Consider the following 21,127-nt stretch of genomic DNA (forward strand, 5'->3'; position numbering starts at 1 on the left):
TGCACAACTGTAAAGCTTTAATTTCATAGTGAAACTTGGACAAGAAGATGACTGAATCGCCGTATAGAGAGTTTGAAAAAACTGAGGTAACTTCACTTTCAGTAGATCTGATGTTAGAAACGTTTGTAAGTTTGGCAGAAGAACAGGATTTTAGCTTGGGAGTTACTCTAACTGTTCATGGCTTACTAATTTCTGGTCACATCATCAGTTTCCAGAAATATCTTGAGGGAATTGCTCAAAGCTTTGAGTCTGCCACGGGTAATCAGAAAATAGGTCAAATTATTGCTGAATCTTACCGGAATGCCAGTCAAGAGTATTCAGAAATCAGAAGAGCGCAAGGAATAGAAGAACTTCCTACTCGCCGATATATTCATCTATCTGATGCCAGATTTAGATTTGGTGACAGTGTTGTGTCTCCAGGAACAGGAGTTTATTGGAGGGGAAGATTAGACGAGGTTGATGGATTCTTTCTAGGCATCATCGAATCTTGAGTAAAGTAGATGGTAAGCTATTGAGAAACATGATTCACATTCTATCTAAGCGTCGAAAGTAAAAGGACACGGTGTAACGGAAAGCTGCTAGGCACAGTCCTAATTATTTGTTCGTCAGCCGTACACCATTGACAATTTAGGGTTTCCGCTAATCGGATGTAGGTCATGTCGTATGAACCTTTAGCATAGTCTACAGACATCTCCACTGCTGCTATGCACTCATCTTCAATTGCCGCAGATATTTGAATTGGAATCTGGAAAAAGGCTTTGGCAAACTCTACGGCTTGTGTTTTTTCGAGACGAGGTGGATTCCCTTTCACCTGTCCGCAGGCTCTTGCTAAAATACCACATACCTCATAAGGAAGAATTTGAGGAGCATATAATTCAACGTCATCAGCTAAACACGCTAGAAGGATATCGCTAGCTAGGTCAACATCGCTTTCTCTAGCATCCTTCAGAAACCATTTAGCCGCCACGCTTGCGTCAATTACTAAACGCTCAGGTAGATTCACGCATCTTCCTTAAAGTATCTACAATATTGAAGTTAACTGAACCCACCTCATCCCGCAGCTTCTGAATGCGCTCATACAATTCTCGGCGCTCAGGTGAAAGCTTATCTAGTCTTTGCAATCTTTGCTGGGTTCTATCTAATCTATCGCTACCAACCTGTGATATATGCTGTAGAGCATTAAATGCATCTTTTTCAGCTTTCTTTAGTATCTCAATTGATACATCCCGTTTTGGGGTTGGCAACCTGCTTTTCTTTTGTCTACAAGTCGAGAGATGAGGCAGTACAGCACTCCTCACCGATTCTACGATGAATTGCCTAAATGCCGCCTCATGTTGTTGTGTATCCCCTGTGATTTCTATTCGGACAACTGTCATCACCATATCATCGATCCTGTCGTGACTTTGTTAGAACTAAATTGACCACCAAAAGCGCTGTAAAATTAAGGACTTTCGTCTGTTCGATCCAACGAAGTGCTAGACTTTATATTGGGAGCAATGGCTTGATTTTCCTGCATAATTCTAATCAGAAATCGCAGAGCTTCATTGACTGCCTCAGCATGAGGAAACATCTCTGCAACATCAGGTTCTAAGCGTACAGTTTTTCCGGCAAAACTTTTCCGTCCAGAGCCTAACTTTCTAACTCGTAAACTCTTTAAGTCGTATTCTGCTCGCAGATCATCTTCCATATCTGTCTTAACCCTCTTCATAAGCTTCTCGTTCAGCTTGCGTTACAACTCTTGCACTAATCAGGCGAATCAAATCTCCTTTTTCTGTATACGATACAATGAGTAAACGTCCCCGGTTTGATTCTCCAACAATAAGATAACGCTCCTCATCCTCAGAATGATCGGGATCGTAGAAGTCAACATAAAGCGGATCATCAAAAACGGTTTTGGTTCCTCAAATGAAACTCGGTGCTTTGACAAATTTGTTGCCGCTTTGTTGTCGTCCCAGTCAAAATTAATAGAATGATTATAACATCAAGTATTTGAAGGGATTTTTCCTGCGATCGCCCATCGCCGTAGGTTGGGTTGACGCCGGAAACCCAACATCCACTCCCATCCAACATCAATGTCAAATTTAGCGATCGCACAATGGATATCCAATTGAACTACAGAGACATCATTAAAGAAATACTACGCCGAACACGCCGACTATCGAGCTTCCCTGCCTGACAGCTATGACTCCTACGTTCTATTTGATGATCAACGAGGACGCTATTTAGTCTTGGATATTGGCTGGAATGATGATAACTATCTTCATACTACACCGATTCACATTGATTTAATCAGTGATAAAATCTGGATTCAATATGACGACACCGAGGAGGGAGTTGCTACCGATTTACTAGAAGCAGGCGTTCCCAAGGAAGATATTGTACTGGGTTTTCGCCATCCCAAAATTCGGCAGCATACAGGTTTTGCCGTGGCTTGATTGCAGGATAGTTACTCAATCGAGAATTGCAATTAGGGTGAAGCCTTCGCTACTACCGAGAATGACGCGATCGCGAATTGGTAATCCTGCTAACGTTGACTCATCTACTAATAAGTAAGCCGACGTTGACGCTAACTGTTGCAACTGAGTTGTATCCGCCGGAATCACTTGGCGATCGCTATAAAAATCTAAACTGGGACGCCGATAACCAAACGACGTATAAATCACCGTGTCTGGGGGCGTGTGTTCCTGAATCAACTGGGCGACAGGCTTTACCGCAAAGGCTTCATTTAATTCCCAAACCCAGGATATAGACATCATTAATAACAACAACGCCACGTAAGTCCCGCCCAATAAAATCGGAATAAATTGGCGATTATGCTGGTAAACCTGCCAAGCGGCTAAACCCATTGTTAACGCCACAACCACGCCCATAATAATTAATACAGGCTGCGGATCTGCCAGGATAAAGTAAACACATCCCCCCACCCCTGCAACTGCCATTAGCCCTAAAAGCCAGACTAAAAATTGGGGGTAATGCTTGCTTTTTTGCCACAACTGTGCTAAATACATACCAACAGCTAGGGCAAAAAAGGGATAGAACGGCATAATGTACCAAGGCAACTTGGTTCCCATCAGGGAAATCGCTCCCAGATAGCCAACAGTACCAATTAGTACCAGTTTGCCCCAACTCCTTTGACGATGATGCCAAGCTAACGCCAATCCGCCAAACCAAAACAATAGCCAGGGAAAACTGTATTTGAGTAATTCCAGCAAATAATACCAAGGCGCACCCTGATTTCCCTCCACAGACTCCGAGATGCGGTTCAACCCCTGCGCCTGAAAATGCACCTGCCAAAAGGTTTGACCATAATACTGCCACTGAACTGCATACCAGGCGATCGCAGGTGTACTTCCCAAGAGAATACCTAGCCATAAATAGGGACTCTTTAACTGCGCCCATTGTTTATCAGCCAAGAGAAACCCAAACGCGATCGCACCCAGGAGAATCACCAAAATCCCTTTGGTTAACGTAATTAATCCTAGGCTAATCCCTATCCCAACCGCCCACCGCTTATCCTGACGCGCTTTCAGCAGACACACTAGCAACAGCAGAAAAAACGACACCACTGTACCATCCAGCATCGCCAGACGCCCATGACGCACCACAGGTAGCAACGTCAAATAAACACTAGCCGCCAATATAGCAGGGAGACGTTGAGCAAAAAGTTCTCGTCCTAACAAATAGAGTAGCGGAACACTACAAGCAGACAAAAACGCTCCCGGTAGGCGGGTAGTGAATTCTCCTATCCCCCAAAACTTATACGACAGAGCAATTAACCAATCCATTAACGGGGGTTTGAGTAGATAGGGTTCCCCCTGAAGTGTCGGATGCAGCCAATTCCCGGTGCGATAAATCTCTCTGGCAATCAGGGCGCGAGTTCCTTCATCCCAATCTCGCAACGGTACATTTCCTAGAGAAATACTTCCCAGGAAAAAGGCGGCTAAGGAAAAACCGATTAGCCAATGGTTGTTAGTGAAATTCAGTCGTAGTTTTGCCATTTATCATTGGTTCTTTGTCATTTATTTTTGCCCAATGACCAATGATGGCGTTAAAAGCGGGATGCAGCCTTTGCACTCCAACTTAATTGACAAATCGTAACATTAGTAACTAAACGGTTCGCCAATTACCTATATTCTTGATGGAGGTGGCGAGTTGTGTCTGATGACGACTCAATCTCTACCGTGATCCTGAATCCTGAAGGGCTTCAGTAATTATTAAATGTTTTTCGGGCATCCAACAGTTCTAGATAAGATATTGGCACGACGATGGGCCACAGGATAGTAGCAATGACCAAAAGCACCCAAGAGGAAAATTTCTCCTTTGAGGACAGACTGTGATCACGTTGCATGAAATCTAACCATCGGCTGAATAAAATCGGCAACATGATTACGTAAAATGCGATGGCTCCGATAAAAACTGTTTCCCACATAAATAACCTCAGTAGATTGAAAATTCGGTGGTGAATGACTCCACGATAGAGAGCTTCGTTGTCTATTCGTTACTCTGACCCGAAGGTACAAAAAAAAGATAATATCCTAGATGAAAGATCTACACTTGACGTAAGCGTTTAAGCGTTTGTCAAATTAGTCTGCCTAATTAACGTCTTCTAATCCAGTTGCTGTTTATCAGTTGATGAACTAATAATACTGACCTACTAGATCTAAGGCACGTTGTTGAGCGTGATATTGTGACAAAAGTTAACAATATCTATCTCTAGAATTGTTTTCATTCTATACTATTCTAGTATTGAAAAAAAGTTGTGGCTAGGGATAACCTGATGATTCGTGCAGTGTTATCCGCCCTAGTCGGCTTTCAAGGCAGAAATGACAAGTTCAAATAACCTCAATCCATCTCTGTTTCGAGTCATATTGTTACCATTTTGACACAATTGAAGTAGATGATCCGATGACTGGACTGGTGTTGACAAAGCCTTTAGCCGGACTCTGATTCACTTGGTAGAGGCTTGTGCCTGCTCTACCACCTCAGTAATCGAACTCAATCCTTGTTGTTCCAACTTTTTTAACAATCCCTGCATGATTCGCCGTGCCATCCAGGGTCCCTCATAGACTAATCCCGTGTACACTTGAATCAAGCTGGCTCCGGCGGTGAGCTTTTCCCACGCATCCTCGGCGGTAAAAATTCCCCCCACACCGATAATCGGTAATTTCCCGTGGGTGTGCTGGTAAATAAACCGAATCACCTCTGTGGAACGTTCCCGCAGTGGCGCACCACTAATTCCGCCAGCTTCTTCTGTCACGGGTTTGCCTGTGGCGGCGATGACTTGGGTTTTCAGGATATCCCGGCGAATCGTTGTATTCGTCGCCACAATCCCCGCAAGCTGATAGGTTTGAGCTAAATCGACAACATCCGCGATCGCCTCCCACTCCAAATCCGGTGCAATCTTGACTAAAAGCGGCTTTTGCCCTTGATTATCCTGTTGCAACGTCTCCAAAATGATTCGCAGTTGTTCAGCATCTTGTAGCGATCGCAATCCGGGTGTATTGGGGGAACTGACGTTAACTACAAAATAATCACCCCAAGGCTTCAGCAAGCGGAAACTGGTTAAATAGTCAGTAGCGGCGTCTTCTAAGGGTGTTACCTTAGACTTACCCAGATTGATCCCCAAAGGGATCGGCTCAAACGGCTGATGTGCGATCGCTCCTAATCGTTCTGCCAACGCTTGCGCCCCTCGATTATTAAACCCCATACGGTTGAGAACAGCTCTATCTTGGAGTAAACGAAACAACCGGGGTTGGGGGTTTCCGGGTTGGGCGTGACAGGTAACGGTTCCAAGTTCAGCAAAGCCAAACCCAAAGATACGCCAAATTCGAGCCGCTACCCCATCTTTATCAAATCCGGCGGCTAAACCGAGAGGATTGGGGAATTTCAGTCCCCACAGGGTTTGTTCTAAGCGAACATCGCTCAGGCAAAAGGCTTGGTGCAATTGAGAGGAAAGCCAAGGAGTTGAGGAGGATTCATGAGTCCGATCTAGCCAACCTAATAAGTGCATTGTTTGTTCGTGCGCCCACTCCGGATCTGCCTTCACCAGCGAAAATAGAATGGGGCGAATGGCAGATTGGTAAATATCAGTCATTGGTTATTTGTCCTTTGTCATTTATCCTTTGTCATTTGTCATTTGTCATTTGTCATTTGTCATTTGTAATTCGTCATTTGTAATTCGTCATTCGTCATTCGTCATTCGTCATTCGTCATTTGTCATTGGTCAGGGAAAAGGGAACAGGGAAAAGTGTAAGGTAGAGTTTTGAGTTAACTCACGACTTCCCCATCTTCCCCAGCTCCCCCGGCTTCCCCAGCTCCCCCATCTCCCTCATCTTCCTCATCTCCCTCATCTCCCCCATCTCCCTCATCTCCCCCAGCTTCCCCAGCTTCCCCAGCTTCCCCAGCTCCCCCAGCTTCCCCATTCCCCATTCCCCATTCCCTGTTCCCTGCTAATTAATTATGGGTCAGCAAAATCTACCATCCCAAAACGATCATCCATTCCTTGCCCTCGGACGAGTGCTGGAGACATTGCGGGAAGAGGACAATGCTGACGTGTTGATCGAAACTACTCTAAATTACCTGCAAACCGAGTTTGATTACCACCTGATCTGGATTGGGCTTTATGATCGCTTGGATCATCGCTTATTTGGTAAAGGGGGTATTGCTCCCACGGGTGATACCGATTTTTTGAAGCACCGATACAACCTGCAACCGGGTGATCTGTTAGAACAAATCGTGATTCAACAGCGCCCAATCACTGTTCCTGATATTCAGCAAGAAATCCGGGCGGGAGAATGGCGACGAATTGCTACCAATTTAGGGATTCAGGGAACATTACTGTTTCCCTTACGCGCCAAGGATCAATGTTTTGGTGTCATCTTGTTGGGTTCACATCAATGGGGTATCTCTGCCCAACCCAAAGACACCGCCCATTTATCCATGGTGTTGGGTGGATTAGCGGCGGCGTTACATGAAATAGAGGTCAATTGGCAACAATCGGCAATGAAACGCCCCGAGGAACCCCTGTTTCAAGCCCTTGATGAGCTGCTCAAATTGCCCAAGCTGGTTCAGCGTCTGGATAAATTGGTGGCGATGACTCAAGAGTTTATTACGCCGACGCGCACTAATATTTATTGGTATCATCCGCAGCAACGCTATTTCTGGCATCGGGTGGGTAATCGTCAATCTCTCCGTAGTGTTGTCGGATTACGCAACGCCAAAGCGGGACTTACTGTTGCTGAAGCCAGTGATTTTTATCAGGCGTTAAAGGCGGGTCAGTTAGTCACTATTGGCAGCAGTAGAAGCCAACTCAAGACAGAAACCACAGAACATATCCTCAATCGACTACGAACTCGTTCGTTGATGGCAGCCCCGATTCAAATTCAAGGGGAATTGTTGGGTTTTCTATCAGTAGAAGAAAACGATCCGCGAATTTGGGAACGGGCAGAACGGAACTATATTTTAGCCACCGCTCAATTAGTGGCGCTGGTGGTGAGTGGTGAGGAATTAGACACCCAAGTTCAGGTAAGAATCAAGGATAGCCAGGTGTTAGCAACGATCGCTCAAGTAATTGCCTGTAGTCCCACGCCTGAAGCCGCCCTGAATGAGTCGGGGAAGCTGATTTGCCAGCATCTGAATACGGATCGATTGGTAATCCTGCAACCCGATCAGTCGGGTCAATTCACTGTTGTGTTTAGCCGACAACCGTCGAATCGCCGTCCTTGTCCCTCACCCTTACCCCCCCTAGATGATCAGGATCAGCAGTGGTTGAGGGGACGAAAAAAAATGGAGGTGATTGAAGATATTGAGGCGGATGGGTTACTCACATCCTGGCGGGAGACGTTCACGCAACTGAATCTGCGATCGCTCCTCATCGAGCCTTTATCCTATCCAGAACATTCCCCTAAACAACCGAGTTTCCTGTTCTTGATTGGTCATGAGAGTCCTCGAACGTGGAACTCGAATGAACGGGATTTTGTGAAAACTGTAGCCCAACTCATCTATCTGCTGCTAACGCTATCGGGTGAGTTAGATAACGCCAAACGTTCATTTTTGGCGCATCAAACCCTGCAGTCGGGTCTATTCATGCTTCACTCAGCCCCGAAAGATCCGGTGCGCTTTGAACGGGCTTGGATTAATTATGTGGCAAAGTTGCTGGAATGTCCGTTGGTGGCGCTGCTCACTTGGACTCCCCAAATTGCTTGGGCGACGGTATCCACGGTGGCGGTTACGGATTCGCGTTTTGCTCTTCCTCCCGATTTAACCATTTCGGTGGCAACAAATCCCCTGATTCACCAGGCTCTAGCTACCCCCCATTTCTGCTGCTTTGCGGTGAAGGATCTGCCGGACTCGATTCGTCAATGGTTTAAGAGTCCCGATATTGGTCAAATTTTGGTGATTGCCTTACATCAGGATACCACCTCAGCCACGGGACTGATCTTGATTGCGGATCACCAGGAACGAAGTTGGTCTGAAGGTTTGTTATCGGTACTGGAAATCTTAACCCAACAGTTTACTGACTTGCGTGACTATCGGTATCGCCTAATGCAACAAACCCAAGAGCGGGAAAACTTGCAAGCTCTCAACTGGTACAAACACCGATGCTTGGAGAAATTGTATCAGTCTGTGCAGGAGATGAATAATGCCTTACTTTTATTAGACAGTCAGACATATTCTCCGGCGGAAGCCACACAGCAGATTACCAATTCGGCGTTACAAAAGATGCGTCGTCAGCAACTGCTACACAAGTTAGAAGCCGTTCTAGGAGGTGTGACTCCGATCCTCAAGCAAGAACAGTGGCAACTCAGGACGACGCTACGCCCGATCAAGTTGGCAACGTTGTTGAAGCGATCGCTGCGACAGGTGGAACCCTTTTATAATCAGCGTCAACTGGTTCTGAATATGCACAATGTCACTCAGTTTACCATTTATGGGGATTACCTGAAGCTAGAATGCATTGTGTTGGAGTTGTTGCTCACGATTGGTTTACAATCCCGTGCTGGACGTTGGATTCATCTGTGGTGCTGTCCCCTACGTTCGGAGACTAAGCCCAGGCTGCGCTCAAGTTCACCTTATCCGTTACTTGAGTTACTGATTTCTCAAAGCAATTCTTTGGAGGAGTGTCAGCAGGTTCTCACCGTTTCACCGAGAAAATCGCTGCCTAGCTTAAATATGAGAATTTGTCAACAGATTTTGCGGAGTTGGGGAGGCGATCTGCAATTTTACCAAACCCCAGTCCATGATTATTTGATCCGGTTGCTGTTGCCATTGGAACAGAAGCAGCAGTAAATCTGGCACGATTTTTGCGATCGCGAAATTTATACCAAGTTTTAGTCTACCCCTAAAAAAGCTAATTTATGCTTCATTAAAAAGCCAAGTATAATCAAAATATAATTAGTTTTAAAATTCAATCATTTAAAAACGATGACTCTAAGATTTATCAGCCCAAAGACTGATTTTGCTTTCAAGAAAATATTTGGTTCAAAAGATAGCAAAGATATCCTGATTAGCTTTTTAAATGCCTTAATTTATGAAGCCAACCCCGTGATTCAGGATTTAGAAATCATTGACCCCTATAATCCTAGAGAGGTGGTGGATCTCAAAGACAGCTATCTCGATGTCAAAGCCTTACTGGATAATGGCTCAACCGTGCTAATTGAAATGCAAGTCCTCAACCTAGCCTTCTTCGAGAAGCGGATTATTTATAACCTGACCAAAACTTATGGAAATCAGCTAAAATATGGCGAAGGATATTCCTACCTGAAACCGGTCATTGCCTTAACAATTACCGACTTTCTCATGTTTGATCAGACACAACGGTATCTAACCCGGTTTAGCTTAAAGGAAAACCAGGAATTGTTTGATTATCCTGATCCAGAAATCGAGTTAATTTTTGTAGAATTACCCAAATTCACAAAAACGCTAGATCAACTAGAGAGTTTAACAGATAAATGGATTTATTTTATTAAAGAGGCTCCCAGCTTGGAGGTAATTCCCCCCACATTTAGCCAATTTCCGGAACTAGATAAAGCGATGAATATCGCCAATCAAGCTAATTTGAGTGTAGAGGAAGTGGAAAAATTGCGTAAGCAAGAAATGTTCCTGGAAGACCAACGGGGATCGATTGTTAAGGCAAAGCAGGAAGCATTAGAAGAAGGAGTAGAACAAGGTCGTCAAGAAGAGAAAATCCGATGGATATTCCGTTTCCTGGAGCGACAGTTTGGATCAATTCCGTCAGAAATAAGTCAGGGAATTCAAAACTTATCGGTTGACCAGTTGGAACGTCTCGGAAATGATGTTTTTGATTTCAACAATTTAGAAGAGTTATCAAGTTGGTTACAGGAAAATGGGTGATTTTTGGGCGCTTGTGCGTAAGGTTTCCGGGGGGTCAGGTAATGGCTGAAATCCTTATGTGTTCCTAGACCACCCCGGAAGGGAACCAAGCCCCTACGGGGTTGGAACATTGAGACGCCAACCGGGTTTAACCACTTGACGCGATCGCGCAATCACCAGACAATCATTGGGTGTACTTTCGGTGATCACTGAACCCGCCGCTACTGTGACATCTTCGCCCAAGGTTATGGGTGCCACAAGCACACTATTGGAACCCGTCTTCGTGCGATCGCCGATTTGAGTGCGATGCTTTTGTACCCCATCATAGTTGGCGGTAATCGTTCCTGCGCCGATATTCACCTGATCCCCTAACGTCGCATCCCCCAGATAAGACAGGTGGGCGATATTTGTGCGATCGCCAATTTGGGCGTTTTTCAGTTCCACAAAATTCCCCACCCGACAAGATTCCCCAATGCTGACATGACCTCTAAGATGAGTATAGGGTCCGATTCGGCTATTCTCTTGCACCACCGAATCACTCACCACGGAATACAGCGCCGTGACATTTTCACCTAACTGACTATTTTCAATCAGACTTCCCGGTCCAATCCGACTCCCAGAACCAATCACGGTTTTTCCCCGCAGATGGGTTTGAGGTTCAATAATCACATCGGGTTGTAATTCTACGCTGTCATCAATGGTAATACTATCGGGATTAATTAACGTTACCCCCGCCATCATCCAGGCTTCCTTTATCCGCGCCTGTAAAATCTGGTAGGCTTGGGCTAACTGGTTGCGGTTGTTGATGCCTAGAATTTCCTGGTAATCCTCTACATCCACCGCCATGACTGGTTTTAGTTGATGAATCGTATCGGTTAAATAATATTCTTTTTGGTCATTATTTGACTGTAAATTTGGCAATATTTTTGCCAATTTCTGCCAATTGAAGCAATAAACCCCCGCATTAATGCGACGGTTCTGCTTTTGGGCGGTGGTGCAGTCTCGATCTTCGACAATCTGAGTGACGAAGTTTTGACTATCACAAAAAACTCGCCCATATCCTTGCGGATTCGGCAGTTGCGCGGTTAATATAGTCGCGGCATTTTGATGGGTTTTATGGGTGTCTAATAGTTGTTGCAGGGTTTGGGGGCGCAACAGGGGAACATCGCCATTCAGAACCAATAAATCTCCCGTAAATCCCTCTAACTGGGGGAGGAGTTGTTGTACCGCATGACCCGTTCCCAACTGTTCCGTTTGTTCCACAAATTCGATATCTGGGAACTCGGCGAGAGAATGTTTAACTTGTTCGGCTTGATAGCCGACAATCACCAGACACCGCCACGGATTGACACCCAGACAACTCTTAAGAACTCGTTCCACCATTGACAAGGAACCCAATTTGTGGCATACCTTGGGCAACTTGGATTTCATTCGTGTCCCGCGTCCTGCGGCTAAAATCGCGACTGCAACCATGATTGAGATAGGGGTGATCTGCTACCGAGTTATAGAGTTTCGCTCACTGATAATACCATAGTCGGCTCAAGTATTCCCTCCAAACGGGGTTTCTCGTGAGCATGACAACTCTGATATCGGCGTTTCACCCAAAGAAACTCGGTTTCTTGACCGGATGCCCTAGTGATATTACACGCCACTGACGGCTAGGGCTAAACTGATAATTGAGATTATAAATCTTTCTAAATGTTTTAGTTTAATTAATACTTGTAACGGTATATTGATTAAATAAATTGAATTAAGCCATGGGATGAAGATTATCGGCTGTAATGCTCAATTGAGATTAAGATATGTTGCTAATTTTGATCAACCTCAAAAAAACTGATTAATCCTCAATTCTTATCCGATTCATTGTGCTATAAAAAAAATACCTTGAATTCCCGTAAAGCAACTGGTTGAGATGGTAGGGAGTTAACAACTGGATAGGGAAGAATCGCCATGAAAACCCTGTATCGACTACTTATCCCCTTCTGCTTAGTCGCCGCGTTCACACCGACGCCGCTAGTCTCTCAACCGATTATACCAGCAGCTGATGGAACAGGAACCCAGGTTACACCAGATGGTAACCGCTTTGATATCCAAGGGGGTAGCGTTTCCGCAGATGGGGCAAATCTGTTTCATAGTTTCCAGCAATTTGGACTCGATTCCGATCAAATTGCCAATTTTCTAGCTAATCCCCAGACTCGTAATATTTTAGGGCGGGTGATTGGGGGTGATCCGTCGATGATTAATGGTTTAATCCAAGTTACTGGAAGTAATGCTAACTTATTTTTACTCAACCCAGCTGGAATTGTTTTTGGTGCAGACGCCCAGTTAAATGTCCCAGCTAACTTTACTGCAACCACGGCTACGAGTATTGGGTTTGGTAATAATCTTTGGTTCAATGCTTGGGGTAACAATGACTACCAAATTTTAGTGGGTGTTCCCAATCAATTTGCCTTTGATGTTTCCCAGCCGGGGAGTATTGTGAATGGTGGGAATTTAGCGGTAGCCGAGGGGCATAATTTAACATTACTGGGGGGTACTGTAATTAACACAGGTCAACTCACCGCACCCGGCGGAACGATTACCATTGCGGCTGTACCTGGTGAAAATTTAGTCCGCATTAGTCAACCGGGAAACTTGTTGAGTTTGGAGATTTCTCCACGTCCAACTAATACCGATGAACCGCTACAACTAAATCCTCTGGATTTGCCAGTATTATTAACGGGTACAGGAGATACTGTAGAGACGGGATTAACTGTTTCTCAAACTAATGAGGTGCAGTTAACCGAATCTGGGATAACCCTACCGACTGAAGTCGGAACAGCTATTATTTCCGGTAATTTGGATGTATCGACGCCAGACTTTTCAGCTTCACCACAGATTGGTGGGGAGGTTAATGTTTTGGGCGATAACGTGGCACTTCTTGACGCGACGATTAATGCTTCTGGTGCGAATAATGGGGGTACAGTACGGATTGGCGGAGAGTATCAAGGAAGCGGTACTATTCCCAATGCTTTACAAATTTATGTGAGTCAAAATTCAGTGATTAATGCGGATGCATTGATTGATGGGAATGGCGGAAACGTGATTCTTTGGTCAGATGAAATCACCCGTTTTTTGGGTAGCATCAGCGCCCGTGGTGGATTGAATGGCGGCGATGGTGGGTTTGTTGAAGTGTCGGGAAAGCAGGGTTTGGATTTTCAAGGCGTTGTCGATTTGTTAGCGCCTGCGGGTAATGTAGGAACGCTATTATTAGACCCAACAAATATTACAATTAGTACCGCAGCAGATAGCGGGAGTATGACATTTGCTGGGGGTATATTTTCCAACACGACGACGACTCCCTCTATTCTTAATACTACGACTCTAGAAAATCAATTAGCTTTAGGCAATGTCACCGTTTCTACCGCTTCGGGTTTGCCAGATGCGGGAACGATTACTGTGGATAATCCGATTACCTGGAGTAGTAACTCGTCGCTAACACTTTTTGCTGATACTGATATTAATGTTAATGCGGATATTAGCTATTCGGGGACGGCTGATACTGCCCTAATTTTACAAGCGAATAATAGTATTCTTTTAAATTCAGATGTAGATATAACAGCCGATAATATAGGGAAGTTAGATGTTACTCTTAATGCTGACCGAGATGGGAGTGGCGCAGGGGCGATTCTCCTTAACCCGGGTTCAGCTATCAATTCCAATGGCGGTGATATTATTCTGGGGGGTGGTAGTAACCCGTTAACGAATCCGGCGGTCGGTACAAGTGATTTAATATCATTAGTGACTACTCCTGGCATTATCCTTAACAATGCCATACTCAATTCTGGAATAGGCAATATTTCGATTACGGGTAAAGGTGTTGATGGTACAAACCAGTCCCCAGGTATTTTCGTCACAACTGGGACAAGCATTCAAAGTACCACGGGTAATATCACGTTAACGGGAACAGGCGGGATGGGAGGAGATGATAATCAAGGAATTTTTCTTGTACAAGAAGACACTACAATTCGTTCAATCGATGGCAATATCAGTCTAACCGGAATAGGACAAGGAACAGGACGCGAAAATAGTGGTATTCGAGTTGATAACTTTTTCGGTGGTAGGGGTCTTATTGTCGAAACCACAGGGAGTGGTACTATAACCTTTAATGGTACGGGAAGTAGCGCGGGAACTCAAGCCAATGATGGTATTGTTTTGGGTGTTGGTAATATCAGAATTCGTTCAGTCAATGGTGATATCAATCTGACAGGAATCGGACAAGGTTCAACAACTCAAAGTGATGGGGTAGAAATTGCTGAAGATTCCATTGTGGAAGCGACTGGAAATGGAACTATCCTATTAAATGGTACGGGCGGTAGTGGTATTAGTGATAATCAAGGGGTGCGGATATGGAAATCCTCCCAGGTGCGAACCAATAGCGGAACCGTAGATGTGATTGGTGTTAGGGGTACGGGAACGGATTCTTATGGAATTCAGTTCGCTGAAAATGGAGAGTTGGGACAAGAAACGCAAACGGGTAACCTGACACTGACGACGGATTCGTTGGATATTGATAATACGTTTAATCTGGTGGGTACGGGACAATTACAGGTACAACCGTTAACCTCCAGTTTAGGAATGACAATTGGCGATACGGCTGTGGGTACATTAAGCCTGGATACCGATATGCTGGCTAGTTTCCGCAATGGATTTTCGCAAATTCTTATTGGTGGCGCGAATCGTAGTGGCGCAATTACCCTAGCTAATAATGTTACCTTTAATGACCCAGTAGTTTTGCGATCGCCAACCAACTCAGGTTCGATTACGACGACAGGTTATACCTTAACCGGAATCGATGACGCCACAATTCAGCTAGAAGCGAATCAAGATATTATAACGGGCGATATTATTAATCCCGGTGGGGAGATTAGGCTAACTAGCAATAACGGGATTATCGACACTCATCGCGGAATCCTCAATACTAGCGCCGCAACCGGGGATGGGGGAGATGTTACTCTCACGGCTGACACGATTAATCCCGGTTCTATTAATACCTCTGCGGGTGCTGGAGGTGGTGGTAATATCAGCTTAAATGGTACTGTGACTCTGACTCAACCGGATACAACCTTCACCACCACAGGGATGACGGTTGGGGGTGATATGATATTCACCAATACGCTCAATGGTGTCACGCCTGATAGCCAAAACCTGACCCTAAATTCAGGTACGGGTACTATTACGTTTGAGGATAGTGTCGGGAATACGGTTAGTCTGGCAGACTTAAACATTAATAGTACAAGTATCACCCAATTCAAGGGTGCTGTAACCGTTGAGAGTCTGACTACCGATGATGGGGGTATGACTCAAATTCGTGGGAATGTGATAACGAACGGAGAGTTGGGTCAAACCTACCGTGATGACGTTACCCTGATTGGCGATATTGAATTAACAGGTGACGAAATTAATTTTTTCGGGAATGTATCGGGGAATGGGACTTTGACTTTACAACCCTTTAGTCCCAGTCACGCGATCGCGCTTAACGGTGCAACCGATACTAACACAGAACAGCTAGACCTGTCAGCCCGGGATATCAACGCCTTACAACAGGGTTTCGAGTCTATCACCATCGGGCGTAATAACAGCAGTGGCGCGATTACCCTGGCTGATGATGTGACGTTTAATGACTCAGTGACATTGCGATCGCCCATGGGTGATGGTTCGATCAATACCACTGGATTTACTCTAACCGGAAACGGTGACATGACGCTACTAGCGAACCAAGATATTAACACAGGTACGATTAACAATCCAGGCGCAGCGGTGACACTGACCAGTCGTTCCGGTAATATCAATACGGATAGTGGGACAATTTACACGCGATCAAGTATAGGCAAAGGAGGCGCGATCGCACTGAATGCCCGTAACACTATCACGACTGGGAATTTAGACTCAGGTTCTGCGTCTGGAACTCCAGGACCCATTATGCTTAATGCAGGTAACCAGATTACGTTCAATCGTCCCCTAATTTTACCTGGAGATTTCTCGGTGAGTATCCCCAACTCCGGTATGATTATTTTTAATAGTACCGTTGACGGAACCTACGATCTTACCCTTAATCCCGGTGATGGTATTGTTCAGTTTAATGATCGGGTTGGCAGCTTGCAACCGTTGCAAAGTTTATGGGTTCAAGGTGATATTACCACCAATAATCAAATTGGGATAGATATCACAGCCCAGAATACGATCAAAACGGGTGATATTACTGCCCCTGGCGGGATTAATTTGTTCAGCCACAACGGACAAATCTCCACAGGTATTCTGGATACCTCCGCTTCTGGTAATGGTGGCAATAGTAAGCTAACGGCTAATGACAGGATTACTGTTAGCTATATTAATACTCAGAGTCTCAATGGTATAGGCGGAAACGTTGAAATTACAACCAACCATTTCTTCCAGGCGACTGACTCTTTCATCGACCAAAATGGTATCAATGCCAGTATTTCTACGGCTGGAGGGATAGACGGTGGCAGCATTATTATCCGTCATGGGGGAAACGGTGTTGTCCCATTTATTGTGGGTAATTCCCAAACCAATGGTAGCCGAGGTGCAATCACCCGAGGGGATGCTACACCAGACCAAACAATTCTACCCAATCAAGCTTATTTCTTCAGCCATACCCAGGATGAAGAACGGATACAAATTTTATCATCCCCTGTCCCTTTCATTCTCGATGAATTCCTCATTCGAGAAGCCAAACCCAACCTAGAGACAGATGTAGATATTATCGAATCTTTAAACAATCTAATTGGGCAGGGTTTAGAAGCCGAAATCGAAATTGAGGAAGATCCAGAAACTGGCAAAAAAAGGATGGTGCAGCGCTTTTACACTCCAGGAACTCTCTCGATTAATCTTGAAACTTCCTTATCAGTGGGTCAGACTGACCAACTGTTTGAGGAGCAATTTGAGAAGTATTTCCAGCAAAATCTAAGCCGTGAAATTATCACCGCCGAAGGCTTGCGAGACACCCTAACCACTCTAAAAGATCAAACTGGAAAGAGTTCCGGCGTTGTCTATGTACGTTCACTGACCAACCATCTAGAACTGCTGTTAGTTCTTCCTCAAGGTTATCCTATTCGCAAGAGAATCCCAACCGCCAATGCCAAAGAATTACAACAAACCTTGACAGAATTTCGCCAAACCGTCACCGATTCCTATCGCCCCAAAGCCTACCTCGCCCCCGCGCAACAACTGTATAATTGGATAATTGCCCCTCTAGAATCTGAGCTAGAAGAACAGGGAATTGATACGCTGATCTTTTGTATGGACGCAGGTTTGCGGACAATTCCCATGGCAGCACTTCATGATGGCAACCAATTTCTTGTAGAAAAATATTCAATTGGTTCTATACCCAGCATGAGTCTCACCAATCAGCGCTATAAAACAATCAAAAATGCCCAAGTTTTAGCCATGGGAGCATCTAAATTTCAAGACTTACCCCCGCTTCCGGCTGTACCCAATGAATTGCAGATTATTACTAAAGAATTATGGTCGGGTCAATCTTTTTTAAACGAAGACTTTACCCTAAATAATCTGAAACAACAACGCCAGCAATTTGATATTATCCACCTTGCCACTCACGCCGACTTCCGACCAAATGACCCCAGTCATTCCTATATTCAACTCTGGGATGAAAAACTCCGGTTAAATCAGCTAAGGCAAATCGGTTGGAATCAGTCGCCTCAAGTTGAGTTATTAGTCTTGAGTGCTTGTCGCACCGCTATTGGCGATGTGAATGCGGAGTTAGGGTTTGCGGGATTAGCGGTGAATGCGGGAGTGAAATCTGCCTTAGCCAGTCTCTGGTATGTCAGTGATGGCAGCACATTGGCGCTGATGAGCGAGTTTTATCGGCAATTAAGTCAACCGGAAGTAACAACTAAAGCAGAAGCATTGCAACGCGCCCAAATTGCTATGCTACGGGGACAGGTGCGTCTGGAGAATGGTCAATTACACGGTATTGGTATGGAGGGAATTCCTTTACCCTCGGAACTAAAAGGCAGAGGTAATCAAGATTTTTCTCATCCTTATTACTGGGCGGCATTTACGATGATTGGTAGTCCTTGGTAGAGGAATATTTTTGAGGGAACCTGGTTTGTAGGGGCGGGTTTCACTACTATCGTTTCTTGGCTAACCCAGATGTCACTAAACCTGCCCCGACTGAGTGTAATATAGCACTACGCACTCGGAATTATATTTTTTCAACGCAGAGGGGCGCAGAGGGTAGCGCAGAGGGGCGCAGAGGAATTGGCAGTATTTGAGGGACAAGTTTAGAGATTTGGACACCAAATGTTCTCTACCCTCTACCCCCTACACCCTGTCTCAGCCATAATAGCCCGTGAAAAGTTAGCTGCCCCCCTGCTGTCTCCTGAAACTCTACCCGATGGGATTCCGGAAAAATTGTTCATCTATAGAAATATGGAAAATGAGGGTGACTTGAGCAAGGGTAAGCCATCAAAAAGTCCCCGAAGCAGCAGGAAGTAAACACCGAAATGCCACGCCAGATAAGTATTTTGGATAGGTTTTATGGAGCAGCAGTCTATAGTGAGTTACAAAAAGTCATCGGATGGAGTTGCATTAGAACCTCAAGCCGAAGCGACGCTATTCGATTTCCGTTGGTTTTTCCAGCTACCCCCTTTGTTAAAGGGTATGGGAGTGAGCATCGCCGCCTGTAATACTGTGGTAATCTCATTAGGGCTTTATTCTCTGTTGAATGCTGTTCCATCCAACCCGGATCTTGACCGATTAGAACGGGCGAGGGCAGAATATGATGCGGGAAACTTTCAAAAGGCGATCGCACTAGCTAAATCGATTCCCCGTGAGAGTGCTTTATATGAGGATTCCAAGACTAGCCTGAAACGGTGGCGACGGGAATGGCATACCGCCGCTGCTCAATACCAAGCCGCTGAACAAGCGTTGAAGGAAAAACGATGGCGGGATGTGTTAGAAGAAGCTCGTAAGATGGATGGTGTCCCCTTTTGGCGGCGTAAGGTTGAATCCTTGGTGGAACAAGCCAAACCTGAATTAGAAGCCGAAGCGCAACAATTACTGAATCAAGTTTACGCTAAAGCCCAAGAAAAAGATTTTACTGGCGCTTTGAACTTGCTCAACCAAATTCCCCCAGAGACAACAACGGCGGCTAAAATTCAACCGAAGTTAGTTGAATATGAAGAAAAACAACGCATTAAAGCTGAGTATCTTTTACAACGAGCCTATAACCAAGCCGCCAAACGAGACTTTAAGAGCGCGTTGAACTATCTTTCCCAAATTCCGCCAGGTACATCCACCTACGATACGGCTCAAATTAAGATGGCTGAATATTCGCAAAAGCAGCATTTTAAGGAAGAAGTCGAGAGAACAATTCAACAGGCGAGGAGGGAGTCAGAGGAGCAAGAGGAATCGTCTGAACCTTTTTCTACAGAACCGTTTATCTCTACCGAAACGGATGAAAAAAAATTAGAACTTAATCCCGGGAATCAACTGCAAGAGGTTACCCATTAAGTTCGTCATTTGTCATGGCTCTCTGGGAGTTATAGTGATAAGGAAAAGTTATTGAATTTGGTCAAAGGCTTGCTGGATAAGGCTTTGCCTGTTCCCTGTTCTCTGCCCGTGAGTTCCCTAAAAACTAGGGTTTTCACCACAAGTACCGAAGAGCCACAAATCCAAATCCTTACTCACCTCAACCACCCGCATTCATCACCCTCTCACAGGTCAAATCCAAATCCGGCAACAGCGGCGAAACAATCCGCTCATTCCCCTGAAAAACCCGCTCCTCATACAACCCTTCAACCCACTCCAACACCGTCACCCGCCCTTCAATCGGGTCAACAATCCAATACTCAGCAATCCCCCGCGCCGCATACTCAGACCGCTTATAACGATAATCTCGGTCAATGCCTTTCTTCCCCGGAGACACCACCTCAACCACCAACTCAGGCGGCGGCATATCAAGCGTTACCGTAGACCGACTCGCCCCTTCTAACGCCGTCGCCAGTTCCTCAGACAACACCATCAAATCCGGTAAGCGCGTCGTCGCCCGCGAACCACTCACCACCATTTCCGTCCCAACTCTCAAGCGATAAGCAGGAATTCCCTGCTGTGACAAATAGATGAGTAAGAATATAGCAATGCGCTGATTTAAATCGCTCTCTGGCGGCATAACAACCAACTCCCCATTCACCAACTCATAGCGGGTATCCGTCCCATCGTCATAGTTAAGATACTCCTCAAGCGTCATTTTTGGGGATGCGATCGTCATAACTGCCCTACCTCCTACAATTCTAATTCTTGTTCCCCCCTTATGAAGCTATGCATTAGTCACATCTTTCTTAACAATCCACAAGTCTTATGGTGTCTGGGTTGGGGAGCAATACTTAATATAGCTTAAAAAATAAATAGGGCTGTATCCAACCATCGGGCTTGGGGCGTTGTTTTTTGTGCAAAGGGTTCACAGTGATCGGGAGATTCTGGTAGAAGTTTGTCACTCACCACACTCAATCTTGGTATCGTAGAGCTGCTTGCTGCTTTGATCATACTGTTTTTCCAGTCAGAGTGCGATCGCGTGCCAGAGTGTGATCGCACCCAAACAGTCCCCAATCACGTACTAGAGCGCTAGTCCATTAACTGAATTTCACACATCATCCAGCAACCCAAGGCATGGGTTACTTGGATAATGCCAAATCTTATGGCTTAAAAGTTCACTCAGTATTCTGTACGACTGGTAATGGCGTGCCTCTGGGTGTATTACATCAACAAGTCTGGG

The 21,127-nt window shown here is 45.3% G+C and carries 17 protein-coding genes and 1 pseudogene; 6 read left to right on the top strand and 12 right to left on the bottom strand.

The window, feature by feature from the left end; all coding sequences use genetic code 11:
- The first annotated feature begins 47 nt into the window (after nt 1-47).
- The gene (gene gvpU, locus RID53_RS29165) at nt 48-491 is read left to right on the top strand and encodes a gas vesicle accessory protein GvpU (protein WP_446391426.1); all 444 of its coding nucleotides are present in this window, start codon (nt 48-50) and stop codon (nt 489-491) included.
- A 41-nt stretch (nt 492-532) separates the two neighbouring features.
- Here gvpU and RID53_RS29170 read toward each other — a convergent pair whose 3' ends face one another.
- The 5 genes and pseudogenes from RID53_RS29170 to RID53_RS29190 form a co-directional block, all read right to left on the bottom strand.
- Nucleotides 533-1,003: a type II toxin-antitoxin system VapC family toxin gene (locus RID53_RS29170; RefSeq protein WP_446391427.1), complete on the bottom strand. Its 471-nt coding sequence runs from the start codon at nt 1,001-1,003 to the stop codon at nt 533-535.
- Entirely contained in the window at nt 990-1,376 is a 387-nt protein-coding gene (locus tag RID53_RS29175; RefSeq protein ID WP_446391428.1) for a hypothetical protein, read from the bottom strand. Before RID53_RS29175 ends, RID53_RS29170 begins: the two co-directional genes overlap by 14 nt.
- A gap of 65 nt (nt 1,377-1,441) precedes the next feature.
- Nucleotides 1,442-1,708 (bottom strand): hypothetical protein, encoded by a 267-nt coding sequence (locus tag RID53_RS29180; RefSeq protein WP_446391429.1) that lies wholly within the window; start codon nt 1,706-1,708, stop codon nt 1,442-1,444.
- Nucleotides 1,695-1,966, bottom strand: a pseudogene (locus tag RID53_RS29185) (BrnT family toxin). Before RID53_RS29185 ends, RID53_RS29180 begins: the two are co-directional and overlap by 14 nt.
- A 15-nt stretch (nt 1,967-1,981) precedes the next feature.
- Nucleotides 1,982-2,107 (bottom strand): hypothetical protein, encoded by a 126-nt coding sequence (locus RID53_RS29190; protein WP_446391430.1) that lies wholly within the window; start codon nt 2,105-2,107, stop codon nt 1,982-1,984.
- 61 nt (nt 2,108-2,168) lie between these two features.
- Here RID53_RS29190 and RID53_RS29195 point away from each other — a divergent pair, with 61 nt between their 5' ends.
- A complete protein-coding gene (locus RID53_RS29195) occupies nt 2,169-2,435 on the top strand; it encodes an element excision factor XisI family protein (RefSeq protein ID WP_446391445.1) in 267 nt (88 codons plus the stop codon).
- A 15-nt stretch (nt 2,436-2,450) separates the two neighbouring features.
- Here RID53_RS29195 and RID53_RS29200 read toward each other — a convergent pair whose 3' ends face one another.
- The 4 genes from RID53_RS29200 to RID53_RS29215 form a co-directional block, all read right to left on the bottom strand.
- Entirely contained in the window at nt 2,451-3,998 is a 1,548-nt protein-coding gene (locus RID53_RS29200; RefSeq protein WP_446391431.1) for an ArnT family glycosyltransferase, read from the bottom strand.
- Nucleotides 3,999-4,204: 206 nt separating this feature from the next.
- Nucleotides 4,205-4,429 (bottom strand): hypothetical protein, encoded by a 225-nt coding sequence (locus RID53_RS29205; RefSeq protein ID WP_446391432.1) that lies wholly within the window; start codon nt 4,427-4,429, stop codon nt 4,205-4,207.
- A gap of 519 nt (nt 4,430-4,948) precedes the next feature.
- A complete protein-coding gene (locus tag RID53_RS29210; protein WP_446391433.1) occupies nt 4,949-6,094 on the bottom strand; it encodes a quinone-dependent dihydroorotate dehydrogenase in 1,146 nt (381 codons plus the stop codon).
- 173 nt (nt 6,095-6,267) lie between these two features.
- Nucleotides 6,268-6,429, bottom strand: coding sequence for a hypothetical protein (locus tag RID53_RS29215; RefSeq protein WP_446391434.1), 162 nt, complete (start codon nt 6,427-6,429; stop codon nt 6,268-6,270).
- Nucleotides 6,430-6,459: 30 nt separating this feature from the next.
- Between RID53_RS29215 and RID53_RS29220 the strand changes: the two genes are divergently transcribed.
- Together RID53_RS29220 and RID53_RS29225 are read left to right on the top strand one after the other, a co-directional pair.
- Nucleotides 6,460-9,288: a GAF domain-containing protein gene (locus RID53_RS29220; RefSeq protein ID WP_446391435.1), complete on the top strand. Its 2,829-nt coding sequence runs from the start codon at nt 6,460-6,462 to the stop codon at nt 9,286-9,288.
- Nucleotides 9,289-9,423: 135 nt separating this feature from the next.
- Nucleotides 9,424-10,353: an Rpn family recombination-promoting nuclease/putative transposase gene (locus RID53_RS29225; RefSeq protein WP_446391436.1), complete on the top strand. Its 930-nt coding sequence runs from the start codon at nt 9,424-9,426 to the stop codon at nt 10,351-10,353.
- A gap of 93 nt (nt 10,354-10,446) precedes the next feature.
- Here the strand turns inward: RID53_RS29225 and glmU are convergent, their stop codons facing one another.
- A complete protein-coding gene (glmU, locus tag RID53_RS29230; protein ID WP_446391437.1) occupies nt 10,447-11,805 on the bottom strand; it encodes a bifunctional UDP-N-acetylglucosamine diphosphorylase/glucosamine-1-phosphate N-acetyltransferase GlmU in 1,359 nt (452 codons plus the stop codon).
- A gap of 477 nt (nt 11,806-12,282) precedes the next feature.
- Between glmU and RID53_RS29235 the strand changes: the two genes are divergently transcribed.
- Nucleotides 12,283-18,435, top strand: coding sequence for a CHAT domain-containing protein (locus RID53_RS29235; RefSeq protein WP_446391438.1), 6,153 nt, complete (start codon nt 12,283-12,285; stop codon nt 18,433-18,435).
- A 456-nt stretch (nt 18,436-18,891) separates the two neighbouring features.
- A complete protein-coding gene (locus RID53_RS29240; protein ID WP_446391439.1) occupies nt 18,892-19,866 on the top strand; it encodes a hypothetical protein in 975 nt (324 codons plus the stop codon).
- 178 nt (nt 19,867-20,044) lie between these two features.
- Here RID53_RS29240 and RID53_RS29245 read toward each other — a convergent pair whose 3' ends face one another.
- The gene (locus tag RID53_RS29245; RefSeq protein ID WP_446391440.1) at nt 20,045-20,623 is read right to left on the bottom strand and encodes a Uma2 family endonuclease; all 579 of its coding nucleotides are present in this window, start codon (nt 20,621-20,623) and stop codon (nt 20,045-20,047) included.
- Between the two features lie 125 nt (nt 20,624-20,748).
- The gene (locus RID53_RS29250) at nt 20,749-20,898 is read right to left on the bottom strand and encodes a hypothetical protein (protein ID WP_446391441.1); all 150 of its coding nucleotides are present in this window, start codon (nt 20,896-20,898) and stop codon (nt 20,749-20,751) included.
- Nucleotides 20,899-21,127: the final 229 nt, after the last annotated feature.

The organism is Coleofasciculus sp. B1-GNL1-01, assembly GCF_040220235.1.
GTDB lineage: Bacteria > Cyanobacteriota > Cyanobacteriia > Cyanobacteriales > Coleofasciculaceae > Coleofasciculus.